The sequence below is a fragment of the Methylosinus sp. sav-2 genome (genome assembly GCF_004366495.1).
GTDB lineage: Bacteria > Pseudomonadota > Alphaproteobacteria > Rhizobiales > Beijerinckiaceae > Methylosinus.
Window position 1 is genome coordinate 20,296 of the sequence record NZ_SOEJ01000014.1, and the last position, 18,365, is coordinate 38,660.

Here is an 18,365-nt window from a genome sequence, read left to right on the forward strand (position 1 = left end):
CGAGGCGAGTAGAAGCCGATTCTCGAAACGCTGCGATGACGAACAGGTCACGAGCCCATGTCAGGCGCGCGCTTTCCTTCTCCCGCAGGCGGGAGAAGGAAAGGCTCGGGAGGGAAAACGATCAGCTGCGATAGTCGCCGTTGATGGCGACATATTCCTTGGTCAGATCGCAGGTCCACACGCGCGCGGCGCCGGAGCCGAGGCCGATGTCGACATGGATGGCGATCTCGTCGCGCTTCATGATCTGCGAGACTTCCGCCTCATCGTAATCGGGATCGCGCAGGCCCTTATGGGCGACGCGTATGTCGCCGAACCATATGGCCAGCTTGTCGCGATCCGCGGCCTCGCCGGATTTGCCGACCGCCATCACCACGCGGCCCCAATTGGCGTCCTCGCCGGCCACCGCCGTCTTCACCAGCGGCGAATTGGCGATGGAGAGGGCGATGCGCTTGGCCGCCTTGGGGCTCTCGGCGCCCATCACCGTCACCTCGACGAATTTGCGCGCGCCTTCGCCGTCCTTCACCACCTGATGCGCGAGATCGAGCAGAACCTCGTCCAGCGCGCGGCGGAAATCCTCGAGGCGGCGGTCGCTCGTCTTCTCGATGTGCGGCGCGCCGCGCTCCGCCGCCGCGCCTGTCGCGAAGAGCAGCAGCGTGTCCGAGGTCGAGGTGTCGCTGTCCACGGTGATGGCGTTGAACGAGGTCTGCACCGATTTCGACAAGAGGCTCTGCAGAACCTCGGCGTCGATCGGCGCGTCGGTGAAGACGAAGGAGAGCATGGTCGCCATATCGGGCGCGATCATGCCCGCGCCCTTGGCGACGCCCGCTAGGCGCACCTCGACGTCGCCGAGCTTGGCGACGCGCGTCGAGAGCTTGGGATAGGTGTCGGTGGTCATGATCGCCGAGGCGGCCTCGCGCCAGGCGTCGCCGCGCGCCTCGGCCACGAGCTTGCCCAGCACGGGCTCGAATTTCGTGGCGTCGAGCGGCTCGCCGATGACGCCTGTGGAGGCGAGGAAGATCTGCTTCTCGGGCACGCGGGCGGCGGCGGCGACGAGCTTGGCGGAGAGCTTGGCCGCCTCCTTGCCGGCTTTGCCGGTGAAGGCGTTGGCGTTGCCGGAATTGACGAGCAGCGCCCGCGCCTTGCCGCCCTCGAGCCGCGCCCGGCACCAGTCGACAGGGGCCGAGGGGCATTTGGAGCGCGTGAACACCCCGGCGACCTGCGTGCCCTCGTCGAAGAGGGCGAGCATGGCGTCGGTGCGTCCGGCATAGCGTATGCCGGCCTGCGCCACCGCGAAGCGGACGCCGGCGATCGGCGGAATGTCGGGATAGGTCTTGGGGGCGAGCGGCGAAATGGGGGCGGCCTTGGCCATGGGGCGGTATAGGTCCTGAAAAGCAAGGGGTGGGAGCAGGATGGTGAGCAGTGAGCGGGCGCGGCGAGCGAGCAGGGCGGGCGCGGCGAGCCGCGCTTCCCTACTCCCCGCTCACTACCGCCTCATGACTATTTCTTCTTCTCGGCAGGCTTGGCCTCGACGGGCTTGTCGCCCGGCTTGGCTTCGGCCGCCGGCGGCTCGGTGCGCTCGATCTTGGCGCCCTGGCGCAGCTCGACGATCAGGTCCGACTGCGCCTTCTGCGCCACATAGCGGGAGACCTGGTCGCGCACTTGGTCCAGCGGCGGGAACACCTTCGGGCGCTTCTCGTCCAGCTTGATGATATGCCAGCCGAACTGCGTCTTCACCGGATCGGAGATCTGCCCCGGCTCCATCTTGAAGGCGGCCTCGCCGAATTCCGGCACCATGCGGTCCTTGGTGAACCAGCCGAGATCGCCGCCCTGGGCGCCCGTGTCCTTGGACAGCTCGGTCGCGACCTTGCCGAAATCCTCGCCGCCCTTCACGCGCTTTTGCGCCGCCTTGGCCTCGTCCTCCGTCGTCACCAGAATATGGTGCGCGTGGATCTCGGTCTCGGGCTTTTGATTCTTGGCGGCCTCGTCATAGGTCTTCTTGACGGCGGCCTCGGTGGTGGCGTCCTTGGAGACCTTGCCGAGCAGCGCCTCCATCAGCGCCTTGTCGCGCAAATAGGCGAGCTTCTTGGCGAAATCCGGCGTCTCGCCCAGCTTGTCGCGCTGCGCCTTCTGCACCACGAGCTGCTCATCGATGAGGAAATCGAGAATATAATTCTCGCGCGCCTTGCCCTCCAGCTGCCGCGGCAGACCAGCCCCGAGATCGTCGAGCGCGATTTTCACGTCTTCGTCGGTGATGTCGACGCCATTGACCTTGGCGAGGACCTTGGCCTGCGCCGGGGCCGCGCCCATCGCCAGCAGAGCGAGGACGCCGATCGCGGCGAGGACGCCCCGGCTGCCGAGACGCGTGGTCTTGAGGTGAGGCATGATGGTCTCCAACAAAAGAGCGACAGGCGGGGAGGCCTGTCGCGAACAGCGTTCCACTAGAGCAAGACTCCGCAAAGGGGAACACGGAAATTTGGGCGCGACGCGCGGCGCCGGCGTCGTCTCGATGGAATTGGTCAAGATTATATTGCAAGGGTCGAGGGTCGCGCAACGCCGCTCGCGCTCGGGCCGGGAGGTTCTTCCGGTTCCGGTCGGGAAAGCTTTAACGATAGCGGTCGCCGCTTCGAGCCTTTGGGAAATATCGTCATGACTCTCGTTCCGCCGCTCCACGGCGAGGCTTCGTCGGCCGCTCTCGAGCAGCGCGTCTACGCCAAGGTCACGCGGCGCGTGCTGCCGCTGCTCTTTCTCTGCTACATCCTCGCCTATCTCGATCGCGTGAATGTCGGCTTCGCCAAGCTGCAGATGGTCGGCGATCTGAAATTCAGCGAGAGCGTCTATGGGCTCGGCGCCGGCGTCTTCTTCATCGGCTATTTCCTGTTCGAGATTCCCAGCAATCTGATCCTGCATCGCGTAGGCGCGCGGCGCTGGATCGCGCGCATACTCGTCACCTGGGGGCTGGCCTCGGCGGCGACCATGCTCGTCTCGACGCCGCTCATGTTCTACGTCATGCGCTTTCTGCTCGGCGTCGCCGAGGCCGGCTTCTTTCCCGGCGCGATCCTCTATCTCACCTATTGGTTTCCCGCCGCGCGCCGCGGCCGCATCACCGCGCTGCTGATGTTGGCGGTGCCGCTCGCCGGCGTCGTCGGCGGCCCGCTCTCGGGCTGGATATTGCAGAATCTCGACGGCGTTCACGGGCTTTCGGGGTGGCGCTGGATGTTCCTCATCGAAGGGCTGCCGTCCATTGTCGTCGGCGCGATCGTCTTTTTCGCGCTCGAGGACAATATCGAAAAAGCCGGCTGGCTGTCGGACCGCGAGAAGAGGCTGCTCGCCGATAATCTCGCCGCCGATCACGTCGCCCATGCGTCCCATTCCTTCCGCGATGCGATGCGCGACGCCAAGGTCTGGGTTTTATGTCTCGTCTATTTCGGAATTGTGATGGGGCTTTATGGCGTCGGTTTCTGGTTGCCGACTTTGGTTCAGGCGACGGGCGTCAGCCGGCCGCTCGACATCGGCCTCTTGTCGGCCGCGCCCTACGCCGTCGCCAGCGTCGCCATGCTCTTGGGCGGAATCAGCGCCGACAAATATCGCGAGCGCCGCTGGCATCTCGCTCTGCCTTGCGCATTGGGCGCCGTCGGCCTCGTCGCCAGCGGGCTCTTCGCCGCCGACACGGCGACGGCGCTGATCGCGCTCACTGTCGCGAGCGCCGGCACGATGACGGCGCTGCCATTGTTCTGGAGCTGCCCGACCGCCTTTCTGCGCGGCGTCGCCGCGGCGGGCGGCATAGCGCTCATCAATTCGGTGGGAAATCTCGCGGGCTTCGTCAGCCCCTATATGGTCGGCTTCATCAAGGATCAGACCCAGCGCGCCGATTACGGGCTCTATGCGCTGGCTCTGTTCATGGCCATGAGCGCGATGCTCGTCATCATCGCCATTCCGTCGCGGCTCGTCGATCGGTGAGGCCGAAAAAACTCCCCGCGTCGAGATTGGCCAAAATCCGCGAGCGATCTACTATCGAGAAGATATTCTCGTGATCAATTTCGACCGGCCAGGGGCTCCGTTTGACTGAAGAACGACAAGGGAAGGACTGGCGTCCGAGCGAGGACGAGATCGCCTCGATACGAGCGGCGAGGCCCGAGGATGTTCTGCGATATTCCGTGAGGAGAATCGCAGACAATGGCGGAGCTTGGTGCGCGTTGGAAGACGGCTGTTACATACTTTACGACTATCTCGACCGAAAGCTTTTGTCGTTATGGCCGTCGATAGCCTATGCGGAAAAAATTTATGAAGGAAGGCCGACCGACGTCCTGGTCTTCGCCGATTTCGACGAGCTCGAGAGGAGCAGCTTCGGCGGCGATTTGAACAATTATGCTTGCCTTTGTCCGGACGAGTCTGGGCGCGGGCCGATCGTGCCGATCCAGAATCTCCGGGAGCTTCTGGATTTCGAGCTTTCCTCTCGCGGCTTCGTCGTAGACGATGACGTGCATGTCGACGAAAACAATATAGGTCTGATCATGGGGCGATCGGCGATGGGGCAAAAGCCTTTTAAGCCTTAAGAGCCGGGAGATCCGGCATTACGGAAATCGAAAATGGATAGAGTCGATACGCGCAATGCGATCTTCGAAGATGAATTTGTGGGAAGCTTTATCGTCGACAGCAGAAAGCGTCGATGGCGCGACGCCTTGGCCGAGCCAAAGAATAGAAGAAAATTGCTCGGCGGACTCAACCATCCTCGATACGAGGTGTTTTGCTGCGCCAAATTACCTTTGAAGTCAATCGGCGACGCCATCGATCATATCGAAGAAAGGCTTTACATTATGGCCGACTCCGCGAAGGCGGACACGCTGATGGTCGATTTCCAGAGCTTCGGGTCATTGTTCGACGCCGGCGTTCTTTCGGGCTCTATCGCATTGATCGACAGCAATCGCGCCATTTTGATTTCCGAGGACGCCATTACGCTTCTCTACGGTTGACCTGATCGCCAGGACCATTCAGGAGACCACGCCGATGATGCGCGTGAAAATCGCCCGCGTCGCGCGCTGCGTCTCCACGATCTGCGCCTCGAGATGGGCGATATCCACCGCCTCGCCGCCGCGCAGCAGCAGCTCGACGAGGCCGCGCGGCGCATGCGCGGGATCGAAATCAGCGTCGATCGAGAGCCGCAGCAATTGCGTGAGGCTCTGATAGAGGCGCGAGGCTTCGATCAATGCCGCCGCATCGTTCGGGTCCAATAGGGAGAGATCGGAAAGACGCTCCAGCGCCGTCGATGTCATCGTCGAGAGGCACGCCGGATGCGCGCGCGCATGGCGAAGCTGCAAATATTGCGCGATGAACTCCACATCGATCAGCCCGCCCGGCGCCTGCTTCAAATCCCAAAGGCTCTTCGCCGGCTTGTCGCGCTCGAGACGGGCGCGCATGTCGGCGACATCCTGGCGCAGCTTTTCGATGTCGCGCGGACGCGTCAGCGCGGCGCTTATCGCCTCTTCCACGATCGTCGCGAAATCACTCGCTCCGGCGACGACGCGCGCGCGCGTCAGCGCCATATGCTCCCAGCTCCACGCCTCATGCGCGTGATAATCCTCGAAGGCCTTCAGGCTCACCGCCAGCGGCCCTTTGCTGCCGGAAGGCCGCAGGCGAAAATCGACCTCATAGAGCAGGCCCTGCGCCATTGGCGCGGATAGCGCGGAGATGAGCCGCTGCGTCAGCCGCGCATAATAGGCCGGCGCAGCGAGCGGCCGCTCGCCATCCGATTCCGCATGCGGATCGGCGTCATAGAGCAGCATGAGATCGAGATCGGAAGCGGCGGTCATCTCGCGTCCGCCGAGCTTGCCCAGCGCGACCACGCAAGCGCGGCCGCCTTCGATGCGTCCATGCGCACGCGCGAGCTCCGCCTCGACGCGCGGCAGCAGAGCGGCGATGAGGCGTTCGGCGAGCCGCGCATAGGCGAGGCCGGCCTCCGCCACAGAGAGCGCGCCGGTCAAGACGCGCACGCCGATGAGAAACTTCTGCTCCTGTCCGAAGACGCGCGCGGCGTCGAGCGCCTCCTCATAGGAGCGCGTCTCGGCGAGGCTGCGCGCGAGCGCGGCGGCGAGTTCCGATTCATCGGGCAGATGCTCGAAAAAGGCCGGCTCCAGCACGGCGTCGAGCACGCGCGGGCGCCGTGAGATGGTCGCGGCGAGCTTGGGCGCGGCGCCGGTGATCGCCGTCAGCAAAGACAGCAGCGTCGGATTGGCGAGGAGCACGGAAAACAATTGCACGCCGGCCGGAAGCCCGGCGAGCAATTTGTCGAAAGCGAGAAAGGCCCGATCGGCGTTCTCCGTCGCGGCGAGCGCCTCCAGCAGCGCCGGCGTCAGCTCGGTCAGGCGCTCGCGCGCCTTGGTGGAGCGCGTCGCGGCGTAGCGGCCGAAATGCCAGCCGCGTATCGTCTCCGTCACTGTCTTGGGATGCGCGAAGCCGAGACGCGACAATGTCTCCAGCGTGCCGGGATCGTCCTCGCCGCCGGTGAAGACGAGATTGCCCGTTTGTGAGGAAAGCTGCGGCGCGCTCTCGAAGAGTTGCGAATAATGGCCCTGCACCGTCTCGAGATGCGCGACCAGAGCCCGCGTGAAATCCTCGAGCGTGGCGAAGCCGGCCATGCGCGCGATGCGCAGCGCCTCTTTCTCGTCGCGCGGCAGAATATGCGTCTGCTTGTCGGCGACCATTTGAATGCGATGCTCGATATCGCGCAGAAAGACGTAAGCCTCGCGCAGCTCGTCGCGCACGCGCGGCTCGATCCAGCCATTGGCGAGGAGCGCGTCCAGCGTCTCCAATGTCGCGCGGCCGCGCAGCGCGGGATTGCGTCCGCCGGTGATGAGCTGCTGCGTCTGCGCGAAAAACTCGATCTCGCGAATGCCGCCGCGGCCGAGCTTGAGATCATGCCCCAGCGCGGCGATCTCGCCATGGCCTTTGAAAGCGTGAATCTGCCGTTTGATCGAATGCACGTCGGCGATGGCGGCGAAATCGAAATTCTTGCGCCAGACGAAGGGCGAAAGCTCTTTCAAGAAAGCCTCGCCGGCGGGAATGTCGCCGGCCGCCGCGCGCGCCTTGATGAAGGCGGCGCGCTCCCAATTCTGGCCCATGCTTTCGTAGTAAGAGAAGGCGGCCTCGAGCGGTATGGCGATGGGCGTGGCGCCGGGATCGGGGCGCAGCCGCAGATCGACGCGGAACACATAGCCGTCGGGCGTGATCTCCGAGAGAATGCGCACGATTCGCTTCGTCATTTTGACGAAGAGATCGACATCCTCGCTCGGCTGCGCGACGCGCGCGCGGGTGCGATCGAAGAGCACGATGATGTCTATGTCGGAAGAGTAGTTGAGCTCATAGGCGCCTTCCTTGCCCATGGCGAGGAATATCCAGCCGCAGCCGCGCTCCGGCATGCGTTGATCATAGAGCTCGAGCTTGCCGGCGGCGGCGGCCTCGCGCAGCGTGAAGGCGATGGAAGCGGAAAGCGCGGCGTCGGCGAGGCGCGTGAGCGCATCGGTCGCCTGCATCGTGTCCCAGACTTTGGAAAGATCGGCGAGCGCGACCAGCAGCGCGCCCTCCTGCTTGGCGCGCCGCAATGCGCGCATCAGCTCGGCTTCATCCGTGACGCCTTTGGCGGCGTTGCGCGTGGCCTCCACGAGCTGGGCGAGGCTGGCGTCTGGATCGTCGGTGAGCAGGCGCGCGAGCCGGGCGGGATCACGCGCGGAGAGATCGGCAAGATAGGGCGAAGCGCCGAGGACGCCTTCGAGCAGAGGGCGCGCATTTCCCGGCCCAGCGATAACTGCGGCGAGCGCGCCATCGGCGTCGCGCTCCATTACGCGCGCGAGCGCGGCCTCGGCTTGCGCATGGTCGATCGGCTCGATGACGCGGAGGGCGCGGGAGAGGAGCGAGCGGGAATTCGTCTGCGTCATTTTCGTCCGTTGCCTGCGCAGCGACGCCTCTCAGAATTGCGCGCTTCCTTCTCCCTCCTGCGGGAGAAGGAAGCGCGCGGCGAGATTCGGCCGAACGCGGCGACGCAAACGCGCGTCACGAAAATTCGATCAGCTCTCGCTCGGTCAGCAGAAAATCCAGCTTCTGATCGTGCGGCTCGGTCGGCACGGAATCGGTCTCCTGGCAGGCGTAGGCGACGCCGACGGCGACGATGCGCTTCTTGGCACGTAGCTGAGAGAGCGTCGCGTCATAAATGCCGCCGCCATAGCCCAGCCGATAGCCCTTGCGGTCGAAGGCGGCGAGCGGCGAGAAGACGATGTCGGGATCGAAGGAGGGCTGCGTCTCGGCCGGCTCGGAGAGGCCGAAGGGACCTTTCACCAGATCGTCGCCGGGCGCAAAGGCGCGGAAGATCAGCGGGCGCTTCACCGCCGTCATCACCGGCAGCGCCGTGGCGATTTTCTCCGCCGCCAGAATCTCCAGCAGAGGGCGCGTGTTCAGCTCGCTGCGGATCGGCCAATAGACGGAGACCACCTCGCCGGTCTCGGCCCCGCGTGGCGCGAATCGACGCACCAGCGCCAGCGCGCGCTCGGCGACTTCGAGCGAGGCGGCGTGCGCCTCCTCATGAGAGACGAGATCGCGGCGGGAGAGCGTCCGCCGGCGCAGTTCGGTCTTGGCGTCGACGGTCATTGGGGCGTTTAATCGTCCGAGATGCAATAGCGCGGGCCGCGTGAGCCGTGGGACATCGATCCCGGGAACCTACAACGTAGGTGGGCGCCGTAGTGACCGAGCCCACGGGCAAGGCCAGGGACAGCTCCCTTAGAGATCGATAAGGCCCCGGGGAATTAAAGTCCGTCACGCACCCCGCAGCGCCGCGAGAGCAATGTAATCCCACGCGGGCGAGAACGCCAGAGGCCGACGTGGCGATGCTTGTGGGCTGGTATCTTTTTTGATACATTGCCCTAATTCTATGACCGAGGCTCTCGAGGCCATTCCCCTCCGCTTCTGGCGGACTCTCGCGGGCCGAGAGCCAGTGCGGGAATGGCTGAATGAATTGCCGCTCGACGATCGTCGCGCCGTCGGGCGCGACATGATGAAGGTCCAGTTCGGCTGGCCGATGGGCCTGCCCTTGTGCCGAGCGTTGAGCGGCGGCTTGTGGGAGGTCCGGTCGTCCTTGCCGAGCAAGCGAGAGGCGCGCGTCTTCTTCGGCTTTCACGAGGGCGCGCTGATCGCGCTCCATGCATTCATCGAGAAGACGCAACGCACGCCGGCGGATGAGCTGACGCTCGCGCGCCAGAGGCTGAAAAAGGTCGCATCATGGTGACGAAAAAGCAAAACCCTGCGCCGGGCGTCGGAGAAAATCCTCACCTCGGCTCGACTTTCGACAGCTGGCTGGACGAGCAGGGCATTCGCGAGGAAGTCACGGCCGCAGCGATCAAGGAGGTGATCGCCGCGCAACTCGCCGCCGAAATGAAGAAGAAAGGAATCACCAAAGCGCGGATGGCCGAGATGATGGAGACGAGCCGCGCTCAGATCGATCGGCTGCTCGATCCGAAGAACGATAGCGCCACGCTCGATACTCTGGTGCGTGCGGCGAAGGTCGTCGGCCGGCGCTTGCGCTTCGAATTGGTGTGACCGCTCACGCGTGCTCGAACGGCCGACGATGCTCGTCATGGGGCCGGCGCGAGTGCTCGCCCCAGCGGGCGAGGCGTTCGATGCGCGTCAGCGTGAACAGGCCGAAGGGCGGCAGCACGCGGCGCTCGGTGAGGCGCATGTCGGTGCGGGAGTCGATCCAGTCGCCGATGATCGACCACGGAAATTGCGGGCGCCAGCCGAGTGTCACGGAAAAGCTCTCGCCGATGAACTCCTCCAGCGCCGACATCGGCCAATCCGGCGAGCTGACATGATTGACCAGCACGATCTCGCCGCCCGGCCGCAGCACGCGGGCGAACTCGTCCAGAGTCTCCTCCGGGTCGGGCACAACGGTCAGCAGATAGGGCGCCACCACGCAGGCGAAGCTGGCGTCGCAGAAGGCGAGGCGGCTCGCGTCCATGCGGGCGAGGCCGGCGATGTTCTTCAGCCCCTCGCGGGCGACGCGGGCGGAGGCGCGTTGCAGCATAGGCTCGGAGAGATCGACGCCGACGACCCGCGCCTTGTCGCGGAACATGGGCAGCTCGAGGCCGGTGCCGACCCCGACGTCCAATATGCGCCCATCGGCGCGCGAGGCGATCGTCGCCACGGCGCGCCGGCCGGGGCCGAGCATATGGGAGAAGACGAGATCATAGACGGGCGCCCAGCGGGCGTAGGCGGCCTCTATCGCCTGGCGATCGAGGCCGTGCTCGAAGAAATTGAAGCCGGAAACGCCACGCGCATCGCTCATCACGCACTCCGATCGAGCTCGAGCGCCGGCTCTGGCGCGGGGGGCTCCACTTCGGCGTGCGCGATGAAGCCGCCGCCGAGCACACGGCCGCGCGTGTCGTCGCGCTCATAGAAGACGCAAGCCTGGCCCGGCGAGACGCCGAACTCGCCGGTTTCGAACACGACCTCCGCCCCGCCGCCCGGCAGCGGCCGCAGCAGCGCCGGCGTCGGCGGACGGGTGGAGCGCACGCGCGCGGAAATCGGCAGGCCCTCGGCCGGCAGATCGGAAAGATCGCCCGGGCCGATCCAATTCACGTCGCGCAGGGCGACGCGGCGGGTCTCCAGCGCCTCGCGCGGGCCGACGACGACCTGCGCCTTGGCGGCGTCGAGCCGCACAACGAAGAGCGGCTCGGCCGCGCGGCCGGAGACGGCGGCGCCGAGGCCGAGGCCGCGCCGCTGGCCGATGGTGTAATGGATGACCCCGGCATGGCGCCCGAGCACGCGCCCGTCCACATGGACGATGTCGCCCGGCACGGCGGCGCCGGGCGACAGGCGCTCGACGAGATCGGTGTAATGGCCGCTGGGGACGAAGCAGATGTCCTGGCTGTCCGGCTTCTCGGCGATGTCGAGACCGAAACGGCGGGCCAGCTCGCGCACCTCGGATTTGGCGTATTCGCCGAGCGGAAAGCGCAGCATGTCGAGCTGCGCGCGCGTCGTGGCGAAGAGGAAATAGCTCTGATCGCGGGAGGCGTCGAAGGCGCGATAGAGCGCGCGGCCGCCGAAGCCGTCCTCGCGCGAGGCGATGTAATGGCCGGTGGCGAGAGCGTCGGCGCCGAGATCCTTGGCGGTCTCGAAGAGATCGACGAATTTCACGAATTGATTGCAGGCGACGCAGGGAACCGGCGTCTCGCCGCTGGCGTAGCTCTGCGCGAAAGTGTCGATGACGGTCTCGCGGAAGCGGCTCTCATAGTCGAGCACGTAATGCGGAATGCCGAGCCGCGCCGCCACCTGGCGGGCGTCTTGGATGTCCTGGCCGGCGCAGCAGGCGCCCTTGCGATGCGTGGCCTCGCCATGGTCGTAGAGTTGCAGCGTGACGCCCACGACGTCATAGCCTTCCTCGCGCAGCAGAGCGGCGACGACGCTGGAGTCGACGCCGCCGGACATGGCCACGACGACCCGCGTCTCGCCCGGCGGCTTGGGCAGATCGAGGCTGTTGAGTAGGCTGGCGCCGGCCGTCGTCATTGTTTAGACCGTCCGAAGAGCGTTGCGCGAGAACCGCCGGCGGAAGCTTCAAATCCGCGCCAACGTCTCGCAATTCATTGTAAACCATCATCCGTTCGGCGAGGCAATCCGTCCGAGCCGGGCTCGGTCGCGGCGCCGTCAGTCCCTATCTGCCGCGCGGGCCTGCCCGTTCAAGGCCGAAAGCGGCGTTTTCTGGCGGCCGAAGGCGTCGAAATTGCCGGGATCGAGGAATGCCTCGAAGGCGGCTCGGCGCGCCGGCCATTCGCTGTCCAGCATGGAAAACCAGGCGGTGTCGCGATTGCGGCCCTTGACGATCATATGCTGGCGGAAGAGCCCTTCCGAGGAAAAGCCGAGCCGCAGCGCCGCCGCCTTGGATTTCTCATTGGCGTTGTCGCATTTCCAGACATAGCGGCGGCAGCCGAGCGTCTCGAAGGCGTGGGCTGCGAATAAATATTGCGCCTCGGTCGCCCCGGCGCTGCGCTGCAGAGCCGGGGAATAGAGCACGCCGCCCACTTCGACGGCGCGATTGGCCGGCTCGATGTTCATATAGGACTGGAAGCCTACAGCGCGGCCGTCGCCGTCGAGCACGGCGAACCAGACCGCATCGGTCGCGGCCTCCATTTTCTCGACGGCGGCGCGGAAGGCGGCGCGGTCGGGGAAGGGGCCGATGAAGAGATAGCGCCACAGCGCCTCGCGATCCTCGGCGCGGGGCTGCTCGTGCGTCGCCGCATAGAGATCGTCGGCATGGGCCGCTGCGAGCGGGACGAGATTGGTGAGCCGGCCGGAGAGGCGCGTTCGCGTGGGAGCGACGAAAGGCGCCGAGAGCGGGGCCGGAGGCTGCGGTTGTGACATTTTTGTCTCAGGGTCGAAAGAAGGCGGCTCTGCCGCTTTTATCTCATCGCAGTGGCATGGAACATGCCCTAGCTTCGTCGTCAGAGAGGTTTCGACCGGCCCGAGGATTTGACCTCCAGCGGGGGAGAAAGCGCATGCTCTATTCCGTGATGATCCTCGTCTGCTCGCTACAGGTCTCGCCGAGCGACTGCCGCCCGGAGACGGCGATAGACGTCGTCCGGGGGCCGAGGGTGGCGAGCCAGGCGCAATGCGGCCTCCTCGGGCAGGCGACGATCGCCCGCACGACGCTCGCGCCGCGCGAGGGAGAGGAATATCTCAAGATCGTCTGCCGCCGCGGCGAGGCGTGACGAGAGCAGTGTCATATTGCTGCCGTATTGTCCGACGGCCGCATCGCTGCTAAGAGGCCGCCGTGTCACTGGTGAGGGTCGAGGCGTTTCGATGGCGGCGATGAAAATTCTCGCAGGCAACTCTAATCGCGCGCTCGCCGAGACGATCGCAGCCTATGTCGGCGTGCCTTTGTGTCGGGCGCAGGTGCGGCGCTTCGCCGATATGGAGGTCTTCGTCGAGATTCAGGAGAATGTGCGCGGGCAGGACACTTTCGTCGTCCAGTCGACCTCCGCGCCTTCGAACGATCATCTGATGGAGCTGCTCATCATGATCGACGCGCTGCGCCGCGCGTCGGCGCGCCGCATCACCGCGGTCATTCCCTATTTCGGCTATGCGCGGCAGGACCGCAAAGGCACGTCGCGCACGCCGATCTCGGCCAAGCTCGTGGCTAATCTCATCACCCGAGCGGGCGCCGACCGCGTGCTGACCGTCGATCTCCACGCCGGGCAGATTCAGGGCTTCTTCGACATTCCGACCGACAATCTCTTCGCGGCGCCGGTCATGGTGGCGGATATCAAATCGCACGCCAAGGTGCCCAATGCGATGGTGGTCTCGCCGGATACGGGCGGCGTGGTGCGCGCCCGCGCGCTCGCCAAGCGCATCGACGCGCCGCTGGCCATCGTCGACAAGCGCCGCGAGCGCGCCGGCGAATCGGAGGTGATGAACATCATCGGCGACGTCTCCGGCCGCAATTGCATTCTCGTCGACGATATCGTCGATTCGGGCGGCACTCTGTGCAACGCCGCCGAGGCGCTGCTGGCGCAGGGCGCGACCTCGGTCTCCGCCTATATCACCCATGGCGTGCTGTCCGGCGCGGCGGCCGAGCGCGTCGCCGCCTCCAAGCTGAAAGAGCTGGTGCTGACCGACACGATCGCGGCGACGCCCGCCGTGCAGGGAGCGCGCAACATCCGCTTCATCCCGATCGGTCCTCTGATCGGCGAGGCCATCGCCCGCACGGCGCGCGAGGAGAGCGTGTCGAGCCTGTTCGATTGATGGCGCGCGCCGCAGGGCGCGATCAAAGCGAAAGCCCTCGCTGACGCGAGGGCCGTCTGTTCCCGCGAGTGGACGAGAGAGCGCGCGCCGCGTCGAGAGTTTGTGAGCACATGATCGAGCCTGTTCCCGCACGCTTCAATCTCGCCCGCTATTGCATCGCCGATCACGCGCGCGTTCATCCCGACAAGACAGCGATCGTCATTGTCGGCGACGAGAGCGAGACGAGCTGGACCTATGGCGCGCTCGATCGTGACGTGCGCGCGCTCGCCGCCGGCTTTCGCGATCTCGGCCTTTCGCCCGGCGCGCGGGTGATGATCCGCATGGGCAATGAGGCCGGCGCGGTCCTCTCCTATTTTGCCGCCATCGCCGCCGGCTATGTCGCGCTGCTCGCCTCCTCGCAGCTCACTTTCGAGGAGGCCTCCTTCCTGCTGGAAGATTGCGGCGCGACCGCGCTGGTGCTCGGCCGCGATTTCGAGGGCGAGGCGCATTCGCGCGCCGGCGTCTTCGTCTTGCGCGGCGAGGATCTCGCGCGGTTGACGAAAGGCGCGCCGCTGGACGAATACGCCGACACGGCGGCCGACGATCCCGCCTATCTCGTCTACACGTCTGGCACGACGAGCCGGCCCAAGGGCGTGCTGCATGCGCATCGCGCCGCCTGGGCGCGGCGCCCCATGTATTCGCATTGGCAGGGCCTCACGGCCGCCGATGTGATGCTGCATGCCGGCGCGATGAATTGGACCTACACGCTCGGCGTCGGCGTGGTCGATCCGCTCGCCAATGGCGCCGCGGCGGTGCTCTACAATGGCCGCCCCGATCCGCAAGTCTGGCCGCGGCTCATTGCGCGCCATCGCGCGACCATCTTCGCCGCCGTGCCTGGCGTCTATCGCCAGATTCTCAAATATGCGGCGCTGGAGACGCATGATCTCTCGAGCCTGCGGCATGGCCTCACCGCCGGCGCCGCTCTGTCGCCGAGCCTGCTAGAGGAATGGCGCGCGCGCGCCAAGACCGAGCTCTACGAGGCCTTCGGCATGAGCGAGATTTCGACCTTCATTTCCAGCGCGCCGAGCGTTCCGGTGCGGCCGGGCTCGCCGGGCCGCCCGCAGCCGGGGCGCTTCGTCGCCGCTCTGCCGCGCGAGGAGGGAACAGAGCCGCTCGGCCTCGGCGAGACCGGCGTGCTCGCCGTGCGTCGCGACGAGCCGGGCCTGATGTTGCGCTATTGGAACCGGCCCGATGAAGAAAGGGAAGCCTTTCGCGGCGACTGGTTCGTCTCCGGCGATCTCGTCGAGTTCGACGCCGATGGCTATATGTGGCACCACGGCCGCGCCGATGAGGTGATGAACGCCCTCGGCTATCGCGTCTCGCCGGCCGAAGTGGAGAAATGCCTGCTGGCGCATCCGCTCGTCGCCGACGCCGCTGTCGCGGAGCGTCCGGGCCGCGACGATCAGACGATCATCAAAGCCTATGTGATTTTGCGCGATGGCGCGACGCTGGGCGAGGAGGATATCCTCGCCCATTGCGCGGATCATCTCGCGGCCTATAAGCGGCCGCGACAGATCGTTTTTCTGGAGGCGCTGCCGCGCAATCGCAATGGCAAGCTCTTGCGCGCAGCTCTGCCCTGAGCCTTTCTGTCCCGAGCCTCGCGGCTCGGAACGTCAGGCCTTGCGGCGATCGCGCAGCGCGCGGGACGAGATGCTGGTGACGGGCGCGGCTTCGGCGTCGGCGTCATTGGAGGCGACCAGCGCGGGCTTCTCGAAGCTCTTGAAGGAGGCCTTTTCTTCCTTCGCGTTCACGGGCTTGCGCTCGGAACGGATCTCGGTCGATTCCGCCGTGCCGAACAGCACGCCGCCCTTCTCGACCTCGATCTCGCCATAGATCCACTTGCCTTCGACGCGGCCGGTGGAGCGCACGATCAGCAGCTGCTTGATGGTGATATCCGTGCCGATGCGGCCATAGATGTCCGCGTCGGAGACGGAGATCGCGCCATTGACGACGCCCGACGGGCCGACGATCAGCTGGCTGCAAGAGATCTCGCCATCGACGGCGCCGTCGACGACGATCGTGTCCTGCGCTTTGACGGAACCCGTCAGCGTCACGCCTTCTCCGATATAGACGACATTCTTTTCTTCAGGTCGGAAGTCTTTCATCACGGTGGTCTCCTTTGTTGCGCCGTTTACCGGCTTCTTGGAATTAGATTTTCTCGGAAACGGGAGCGACATAGCTGCGCAGCCCCGCGGCCTCGAAATTGGTCCATGAACGTTCGAGCCATGTGCGCACATAGCCGCGCAGGACGAAGGAGCGCGGACGATTTTCGGCGTTGCGCGCAGGCTCGTCGAACACGAAAGAGGAAAATGGCAGCCCGGTAAGCTCCACCGCCTCATAGGCGAGCGGATCGAGACGCGGCACGATGATCTCGCGGCTCGTATCGCTCTCGCCGAGATAGCGTTCGGAGAAGTGGGCGTTCTCTTGAAAAAAGTTGGAGGCGTTGATGAAGTTCTTGACGATGCGATACTCGCATTTGGTCTTGAAGGGTTCGACCTCCTCGAGCTCGGAGAGCGAGGCGACCGAGGCGCCGATGAGATGCAGCACCATCACACGCGCCTCGCCGCGCGACGCGGCGTCGAGCAGGCCGACATCCTCCATGAAGCGCAGCGTGCGCGTGAGCTGCCCCGCCTTTATGTCGACGATGGTGACAGCGCTGTGCTCGGTGAGGCTCTCGACGAGACGCGCCTGATGGCGCACGTCGCGAATGTCGATGATCTGCGCGATATCGGGATAGAAGCGCTTCAGCGCGCCGGTCGGCGATTGCGTGTCGTAGACTCGCACCGCGCGGTTCGCCAGCTGCAGGAAATCGATCAGCAGCCGCGTCACCGTCGTCTTGCCGACTCCGCCCTTGTCGGCTCCGACCAGAACGAGCGGCGATGCGAGCATTATGCTGATTCCTCGGAATGATAAACGCTACGCGTCTCGTGCGGACTCGTGACGGCACGCGACGCTGTGAGACGAAAGCTGTGAGAATCGCCTAGGCGATAGTACTTATTTCATATTGAGACAATTCGAGGTTACGGTCGCTTTGTCAATGCCGGCCCAGGGCCGAACGAAATTGAGCCGGGGATAAGAAACATATCCGAAATAACACACGCGATGGCGACGAGTCGATGCGTCGCATGCATCGCGTGGAGGCATTTTTTGGTTGGTCGATCGGTGCGCGCCCTACACAGCGACAGAGTGCCGCGCGACCTTCGCTTCGAGATAGGCGTCGAAGGCGGCGGCGGCGAGACGCGCGAAAGGACGACCGCGCGGCGCGATGGCGAGGCGGCGACCATCGAGCGCGACGAGGCCTTCGTCGATTAGCGTCGAAAGGCGCGGCACTGCGTCGTCGAAAGCGTCCTCGCGAAAATCATGCGCCGCGGCGACCGCGCCGAAATCCACTGAGAAATCACACATCAGTCGTTCGATCACGGCGCCGCGCGCTTTGTCTTCCGCGGTGAAGGCGAGACCGCGCGAGATGGGCAGGCGCTCCGCCTCGACGGAGCGGCGCCAATTGCCGGTGTCGCCGATATTGCCCACATAGCCCTGCGGCAGCCGGCCGATGGAGGACACGCCGAGGCCGATGAGCGCATCGGCCGCGTCGGTCGTGTAGCCTTGGAAATTGCGGTGCAATCGGCCTTCGCGCGCGGCCTGCGCCATCGTGTCCTGCGGCCGCGCGAAATGATCGAGGCCGATGGTCTCGAAGCCTTCGGCCTCCAGCGTCGCGCGCACCGCCTCCGCCTGCGCGAGGCGCTCGTTGGCGCCGGCGAGCGCGGCCTGATCGATCAGCTTTTGATGCACGGCGAACCAAGGCACATGCGCATAGCCGAAAACGGCGAGGCGGCTCGGCGAGAGGCCCACGGCGAGCTTGGCGGTGCGGATCACATCATCGACGCTCTGCTCCGGCAGGCCGTACATCAGATCGAAATTGATCGCCTCGATGCCGGCGGCGCGCAGCAGCGTGACGCAGCGCTCCACCACCTCATAGGGCTGCTCGCGGCCGGCGGCTTTCTGCACATGGCTGTTGAAATCCTGCACGCCGAGCGAGACGCGATTGACGCCCGACGCGACCAGCGCGTCGGCGAGCGCGGCGTCCACGAGACGTGGATCGAGCTCGATCGCATGCTCGACGTCGCGGGCGATGTCGAACTGCTCGCCGAGCACATGCGCCACCTCGCGAAAGCGCGAGGGACCGAGCATGCTCGGCGTGCCGCCGCCCCAATGGATCGAGCGCACATGGCGCGCCGGCGTCGAGGCCGCGACCAGCTCGATCTCGCGCAGCAGCGTCTCCTTATAGGAGGTGAGCGGCGCGTCCTGACGCAGCGCCTTGGTATGGCAGCCGCAATAGGTGCAGATCGCCGGGCAGAAGGGCACATGCAGATAGAGCGACAGATTGGTCGAAGGCGAGAGTTCGGCGAGCCAGCGCGCAGCCTGATCCGGCCCGATGTCCGCCGAGAAATGCGGGGCGGTGGGATAGCTCGTGTAACGCGGCGCCGAACGTTCGGCGAGAGCGAGAGAGGCGCTGGTCATCTTGCCGGCTCCAGTGTGGAGGAAGGCCGCGA

Annotated in this window: 18 protein-coding genes and 1 other RNA gene; 8 read left to right on the forward strand and 11 right to left on the reverse strand. The window is 65.5% G+C overall.

All coding sequences use genetic code 11. From position 1 onward, the window contains the following. Window positions 1-121: 121 nt before the first annotated feature. Both argJ and EDE12_RS17855 read right to left on the reverse strand, forming a co-directional pair. Complete coding sequence (argJ, locus tag EDE12_RS17850) at window positions 122-1,369, reverse strand: bifunctional glutamate N-acetyltransferase/amino-acid acetyltransferase ArgJ (protein WP_024880968.1); 1,248 nt, start codon at window positions 1,367-1,369, stop codon at window positions 122-124. Window positions 1,370-1,497: 128 nt separating this feature from the next. Continuing rightward, complete coding sequence (locus EDE12_RS17855) at window positions 1,498-2,382, reverse strand: peptidylprolyl isomerase (RefSeq protein ID WP_036291841.1); 885 nt, start codon at window positions 2,380-2,382, stop codon at window positions 1,498-1,500. Window positions 2,383-2,646: 264 nt separating this feature from the next. Here EDE12_RS17855 and EDE12_RS17860 point away from each other — a divergent pair, with 264 nt between their 5' ends. The 3 genes from EDE12_RS17860 (at window position 2,647) to EDE12_RS17870 (ending at window position 4,970) form a co-directional block, all read left to right on the forward strand. Continuing rightward, entirely contained in the window at window positions 2,647-3,957 is a 1,311-nt protein-coding gene (locus EDE12_RS17860; RefSeq protein ID WP_026599351.1) for an MFS transporter, read from the forward strand. A 101-nt stretch (window positions 3,958-4,058) separates the two neighbouring features. Continuing rightward, the gene (locus EDE12_RS17865) at window positions 4,059-4,553 is read left to right on the forward strand and encodes a hypothetical protein (RefSeq protein ID WP_134188206.1); all 495 of its coding nucleotides are present in this window, start codon (window positions 4,059-4,061) and stop codon (window positions 4,551-4,553) included. A gap of 33 nt (window positions 4,554-4,586) precedes the next feature. Then, on the forward strand, window positions 4,587-4,970 hold the full coding sequence (locus EDE12_RS17870; RefSeq protein WP_026599349.1) for a hypothetical protein: 384 nt from the start codon (window positions 4,587-4,589) through the stop codon (window positions 4,968-4,970). 18 nt (window positions 4,971-4,988) lie between these two features. Here the strand turns inward: EDE12_RS17870 and EDE12_RS17875 are convergent, their stop codons facing one another. The 3 genes from EDE12_RS17875 to ssrS form a co-directional block, all read right to left on the reverse strand. Then, complete coding sequence (locus tag EDE12_RS17875; protein ID WP_026599348.1) at window positions 4,989-7,928, reverse strand: bifunctional [glutamine synthetase] adenylyltransferase/[glutamine synthetase]-adenylyl-L-tyrosine phosphorylase; 2,940 nt, start codon at window positions 7,926-7,928, stop codon at window positions 4,989-4,991. A gap of 115 nt (window positions 7,929-8,043) precedes the next feature. Next, window positions 8,044-8,634: a 5-formyltetrahydrofolate cyclo-ligase gene (locus tag EDE12_RS17880; protein ID WP_026599347.1), complete on the reverse strand. Its 591-nt coding sequence runs from the start codon at window positions 8,632-8,634 to the stop codon at window positions 8,044-8,046. 30 nt (window positions 8,635-8,664) lie between these two features. After that, a non-coding RNA gene (gene ssrS / locus EDE12_RS17885) (6S RNA) lies at window positions 8,665-8,820 on the reverse strand. Window positions 8,821-8,977: 157 nt separating this feature from the next. Between ssrS and EDE12_RS17890 the strand changes: the two genes are divergently transcribed. Continuing rightward, entirely contained in the window at window positions 8,978-9,268 is a 291-nt protein-coding gene (locus tag EDE12_RS17890; protein WP_083967405.1) for a type II toxin-antitoxin system RelE/ParE family toxin, read from the forward strand. Further along, on the forward strand, window positions 9,262-9,579 hold the full coding sequence (locus EDE12_RS17895) for a helix-turn-helix transcriptional regulator (RefSeq protein ID WP_024880962.1): 318 nt from the start codon (window positions 9,262-9,264) through the stop codon (window positions 9,577-9,579). The genes EDE12_RS17890 and EDE12_RS17895 overlap by 7 nt, the downstream gene beginning before the upstream one ends. 4 nt (window positions 9,580-9,583) lie before the next feature. Here the strand turns inward: EDE12_RS17895 and EDE12_RS17900 are convergent, their stop codons facing one another. From EDE12_RS17900 to EDE12_RS17910, 3 genes are all read right to left on the reverse strand, one after another. Continuing rightward, window positions 9,584-10,324 carry a class I SAM-dependent methyltransferase gene (locus EDE12_RS17900; protein ID WP_026599346.1) on the reverse strand — a complete coding sequence of 247 codons (741 nt, stop codon included), beginning with the start codon at window positions 10,322-10,324 and terminating at the stop codon, window positions 9,584-9,586. Beyond that, window positions 10,324-11,544 (reverse strand): tRNA 2-thiouridine(34) synthase MnmA, encoded by a 1,221-nt coding sequence (mnmA, locus tag EDE12_RS17905; protein WP_036291160.1) that lies wholly within the window; start codon window positions 11,542-11,544, stop codon window positions 10,324-10,326. Before mnmA ends, EDE12_RS17900 begins: the two co-directional genes overlap by 1 nt. A gap of 138 nt (window positions 11,545-11,682) precedes the next feature. Then, window positions 11,683-12,396 carry a GNAT family protein gene (locus EDE12_RS17910; protein ID WP_026599345.1) on the reverse strand — a complete coding sequence of 238 codons (714 nt, stop codon included), beginning with the start codon at window positions 12,394-12,396 and terminating at the stop codon, window positions 11,683-11,685. Window positions 12,397-12,530: 134 nt separating this feature from the next. On the opposite strand from EDE12_RS17910, the gene EDE12_RS17915 reads away from it, so the two are divergent. The 3 genes from EDE12_RS17915 to EDE12_RS17925 all read left to right on the forward strand — a co-directional run bounded on the left by EDE12_RS17915 (window position 12,531) and on the right by EDE12_RS17925 (window position 15,395). Beyond that, window positions 12,531-12,743 carry a hypothetical protein gene (locus EDE12_RS17915; protein ID WP_024880958.1) on the forward strand — a complete coding sequence of 71 codons (213 nt, stop codon included), beginning with the start codon at window positions 12,531-12,533 and terminating at the stop codon, window positions 12,741-12,743. 91 nt (window positions 12,744-12,834) lie between these two features. Next, window positions 12,835-13,776, forward strand: a complete 942-nt coding sequence (locus EDE12_RS17920; protein WP_083967402.1) for a ribose-phosphate pyrophosphokinase — start codon at window positions 12,835-12,837, stop codon at window positions 13,774-13,776. Between the two features lie 110 nt (window positions 13,777-13,886). After that, on the forward strand, window positions 13,887-15,395 hold the full coding sequence (locus EDE12_RS17925) for an acyl-CoA synthetase (RefSeq protein WP_026599344.1): 1,509 nt from the start codon (window positions 13,887-13,889) through the stop codon (window positions 15,393-15,395). 33 nt (window positions 15,396-15,428) lie between these two features. Here the strand turns inward: EDE12_RS17925 and EDE12_RS17930 are convergent, their stop codons facing one another. The 3 genes from EDE12_RS17930 to hemN all read right to left on the reverse strand — a co-directional run bounded on the left by EDE12_RS17930 (window position 15,429) and on the right by hemN (window position 18,333). Next, complete coding sequence (locus tag EDE12_RS17930) at window positions 15,429-15,920, reverse strand: polymer-forming cytoskeletal protein (protein ID WP_024880955.1); 492 nt, start codon at window positions 15,918-15,920, stop codon at window positions 15,429-15,431. 43 nt (window positions 15,921-15,963) lie between these two features. Beyond that, a complete protein-coding gene (locus EDE12_RS17935; protein ID WP_024880954.1) occupies window positions 15,964-16,704 on the reverse strand; it encodes an ATP-binding protein in 741 nt (246 codons plus the stop codon). A gap of 282 nt (window positions 16,705-16,986) precedes the next feature. Further along, window positions 16,987-18,333 (reverse strand): oxygen-independent coproporphyrinogen III oxidase, encoded by a 1,347-nt coding sequence (gene hemN / locus EDE12_RS17940; RefSeq protein WP_026599342.1) that lies wholly within the window; start codon window positions 18,331-18,333, stop codon window positions 16,987-16,989. Window positions 18,334-18,365: the final 32 nt, after the last annotated feature.

Excerpts from the sequence above, each read along its gene's own strand:
- EDE12_RS17910 (WP_026599345.1), bottom strand. The coding sequence starts at position 12,396 with ATGTCACAACCGCAGCCTCCGGCCCCGCTCTCGGCGCCTTTCGTCGCT.
- hemN (WP_026599342.1), bottom strand. The coding sequence starts at position 18,333 with ATGACCAGCGCCTCTCTCGCTCTCGCCGAACGTTCGGCGCCGCGTTAC.
- EDE12_RS17895 (WP_024880962.1), top strand. The coding sequence starts at position 9,262 with ATGGTGACGAAAAAGCAAAACCCTGCGCCGGGCGTCGGAGAAAATCCT.
- EDE12_RS17915 (WP_024880958.1), top strand. The coding sequence starts at position 12,531 with ATGCTCTATTCCGTGATGATCCTCGTCTGCTCGCTACAGGTCTCGCCG.
- EDE12_RS17920 (WP_083967402.1), top strand. The coding sequence starts at position 12,835 with ATGGCGGCGATGAAAATTCTCGCAGGCAACTCTAATCGCGCGCTCGCC.
- EDE12_RS17925 (WP_026599344.1), top strand. The coding sequence starts at position 13,887 with ATGATCGAGCCTGTTCCCGCACGCTTCAATCTCGCCCGCTATTGCATC.
- EDE12_RS17870 (WP_026599349.1), top strand. The coding sequence starts at position 4,587 with ATGGATAGAGTCGATACGCGCAATGCGATCTTCGAAGATGAATTTGTG.
- EDE12_RS17935 (WP_024880954.1), bottom strand. The coding sequence starts at position 16,704 with ATGCTCGCATCGCCGCTCGTTCTGGTCGGAGCCGACAAGGGCGGAGTC.
- EDE12_RS17860 (WP_026599351.1), top strand. The coding sequence starts at position 2,647 with ATGACTCTCGTTCCGCCGCTCCACGGCGAGGCTTCGTCGGCCGCTCTC.
- EDE12_RS17900 (WP_026599346.1), bottom strand. The coding sequence starts at position 10,324 with ATGAGCGATGCGCGTGGCGTTTCCGGCTTCAATTTCTTCGAGCACGGC.
- argJ (WP_024880968.1), bottom strand. The coding sequence starts at position 1,369 with ATGGCCAAGGCCGCCCCCATTTCGCCGCTCGCCCCCAAGACCTATCCC.
- EDE12_RS17930 (WP_024880955.1), bottom strand. The coding sequence starts at position 15,920 with ATGAAAGACTTCCGACCTGAAGAAAAGAATGTCGTCTATATCGGAGAA.
- EDE12_RS17880 (WP_026599347.1), bottom strand. The coding sequence starts at position 8,634 with ATGACCGTCGACGCCAAGACCGAACTGCGCCGGCGGACGCTCTCCCGC.
- mnmA (WP_036291160.1), bottom strand. The coding sequence starts at position 11,544 with ATGACGACGGCCGGCGCCAGCCTACTCAACAGCCTCGATCTGCCCAAG.
- EDE12_RS17855 (WP_036291841.1), bottom strand. The coding sequence starts at position 2,382 with ATGCCTCACCTCAAGACCACGCGTCTCGGCAGCCGGGGCGTCCTCGCC.
- EDE12_RS17875 (WP_026599348.1), bottom strand. The coding sequence starts at position 7,928 with ATGACGCAGACGAATTCCCGCTCGCTCCTCTCCCGCGCCCTCCGCGTC.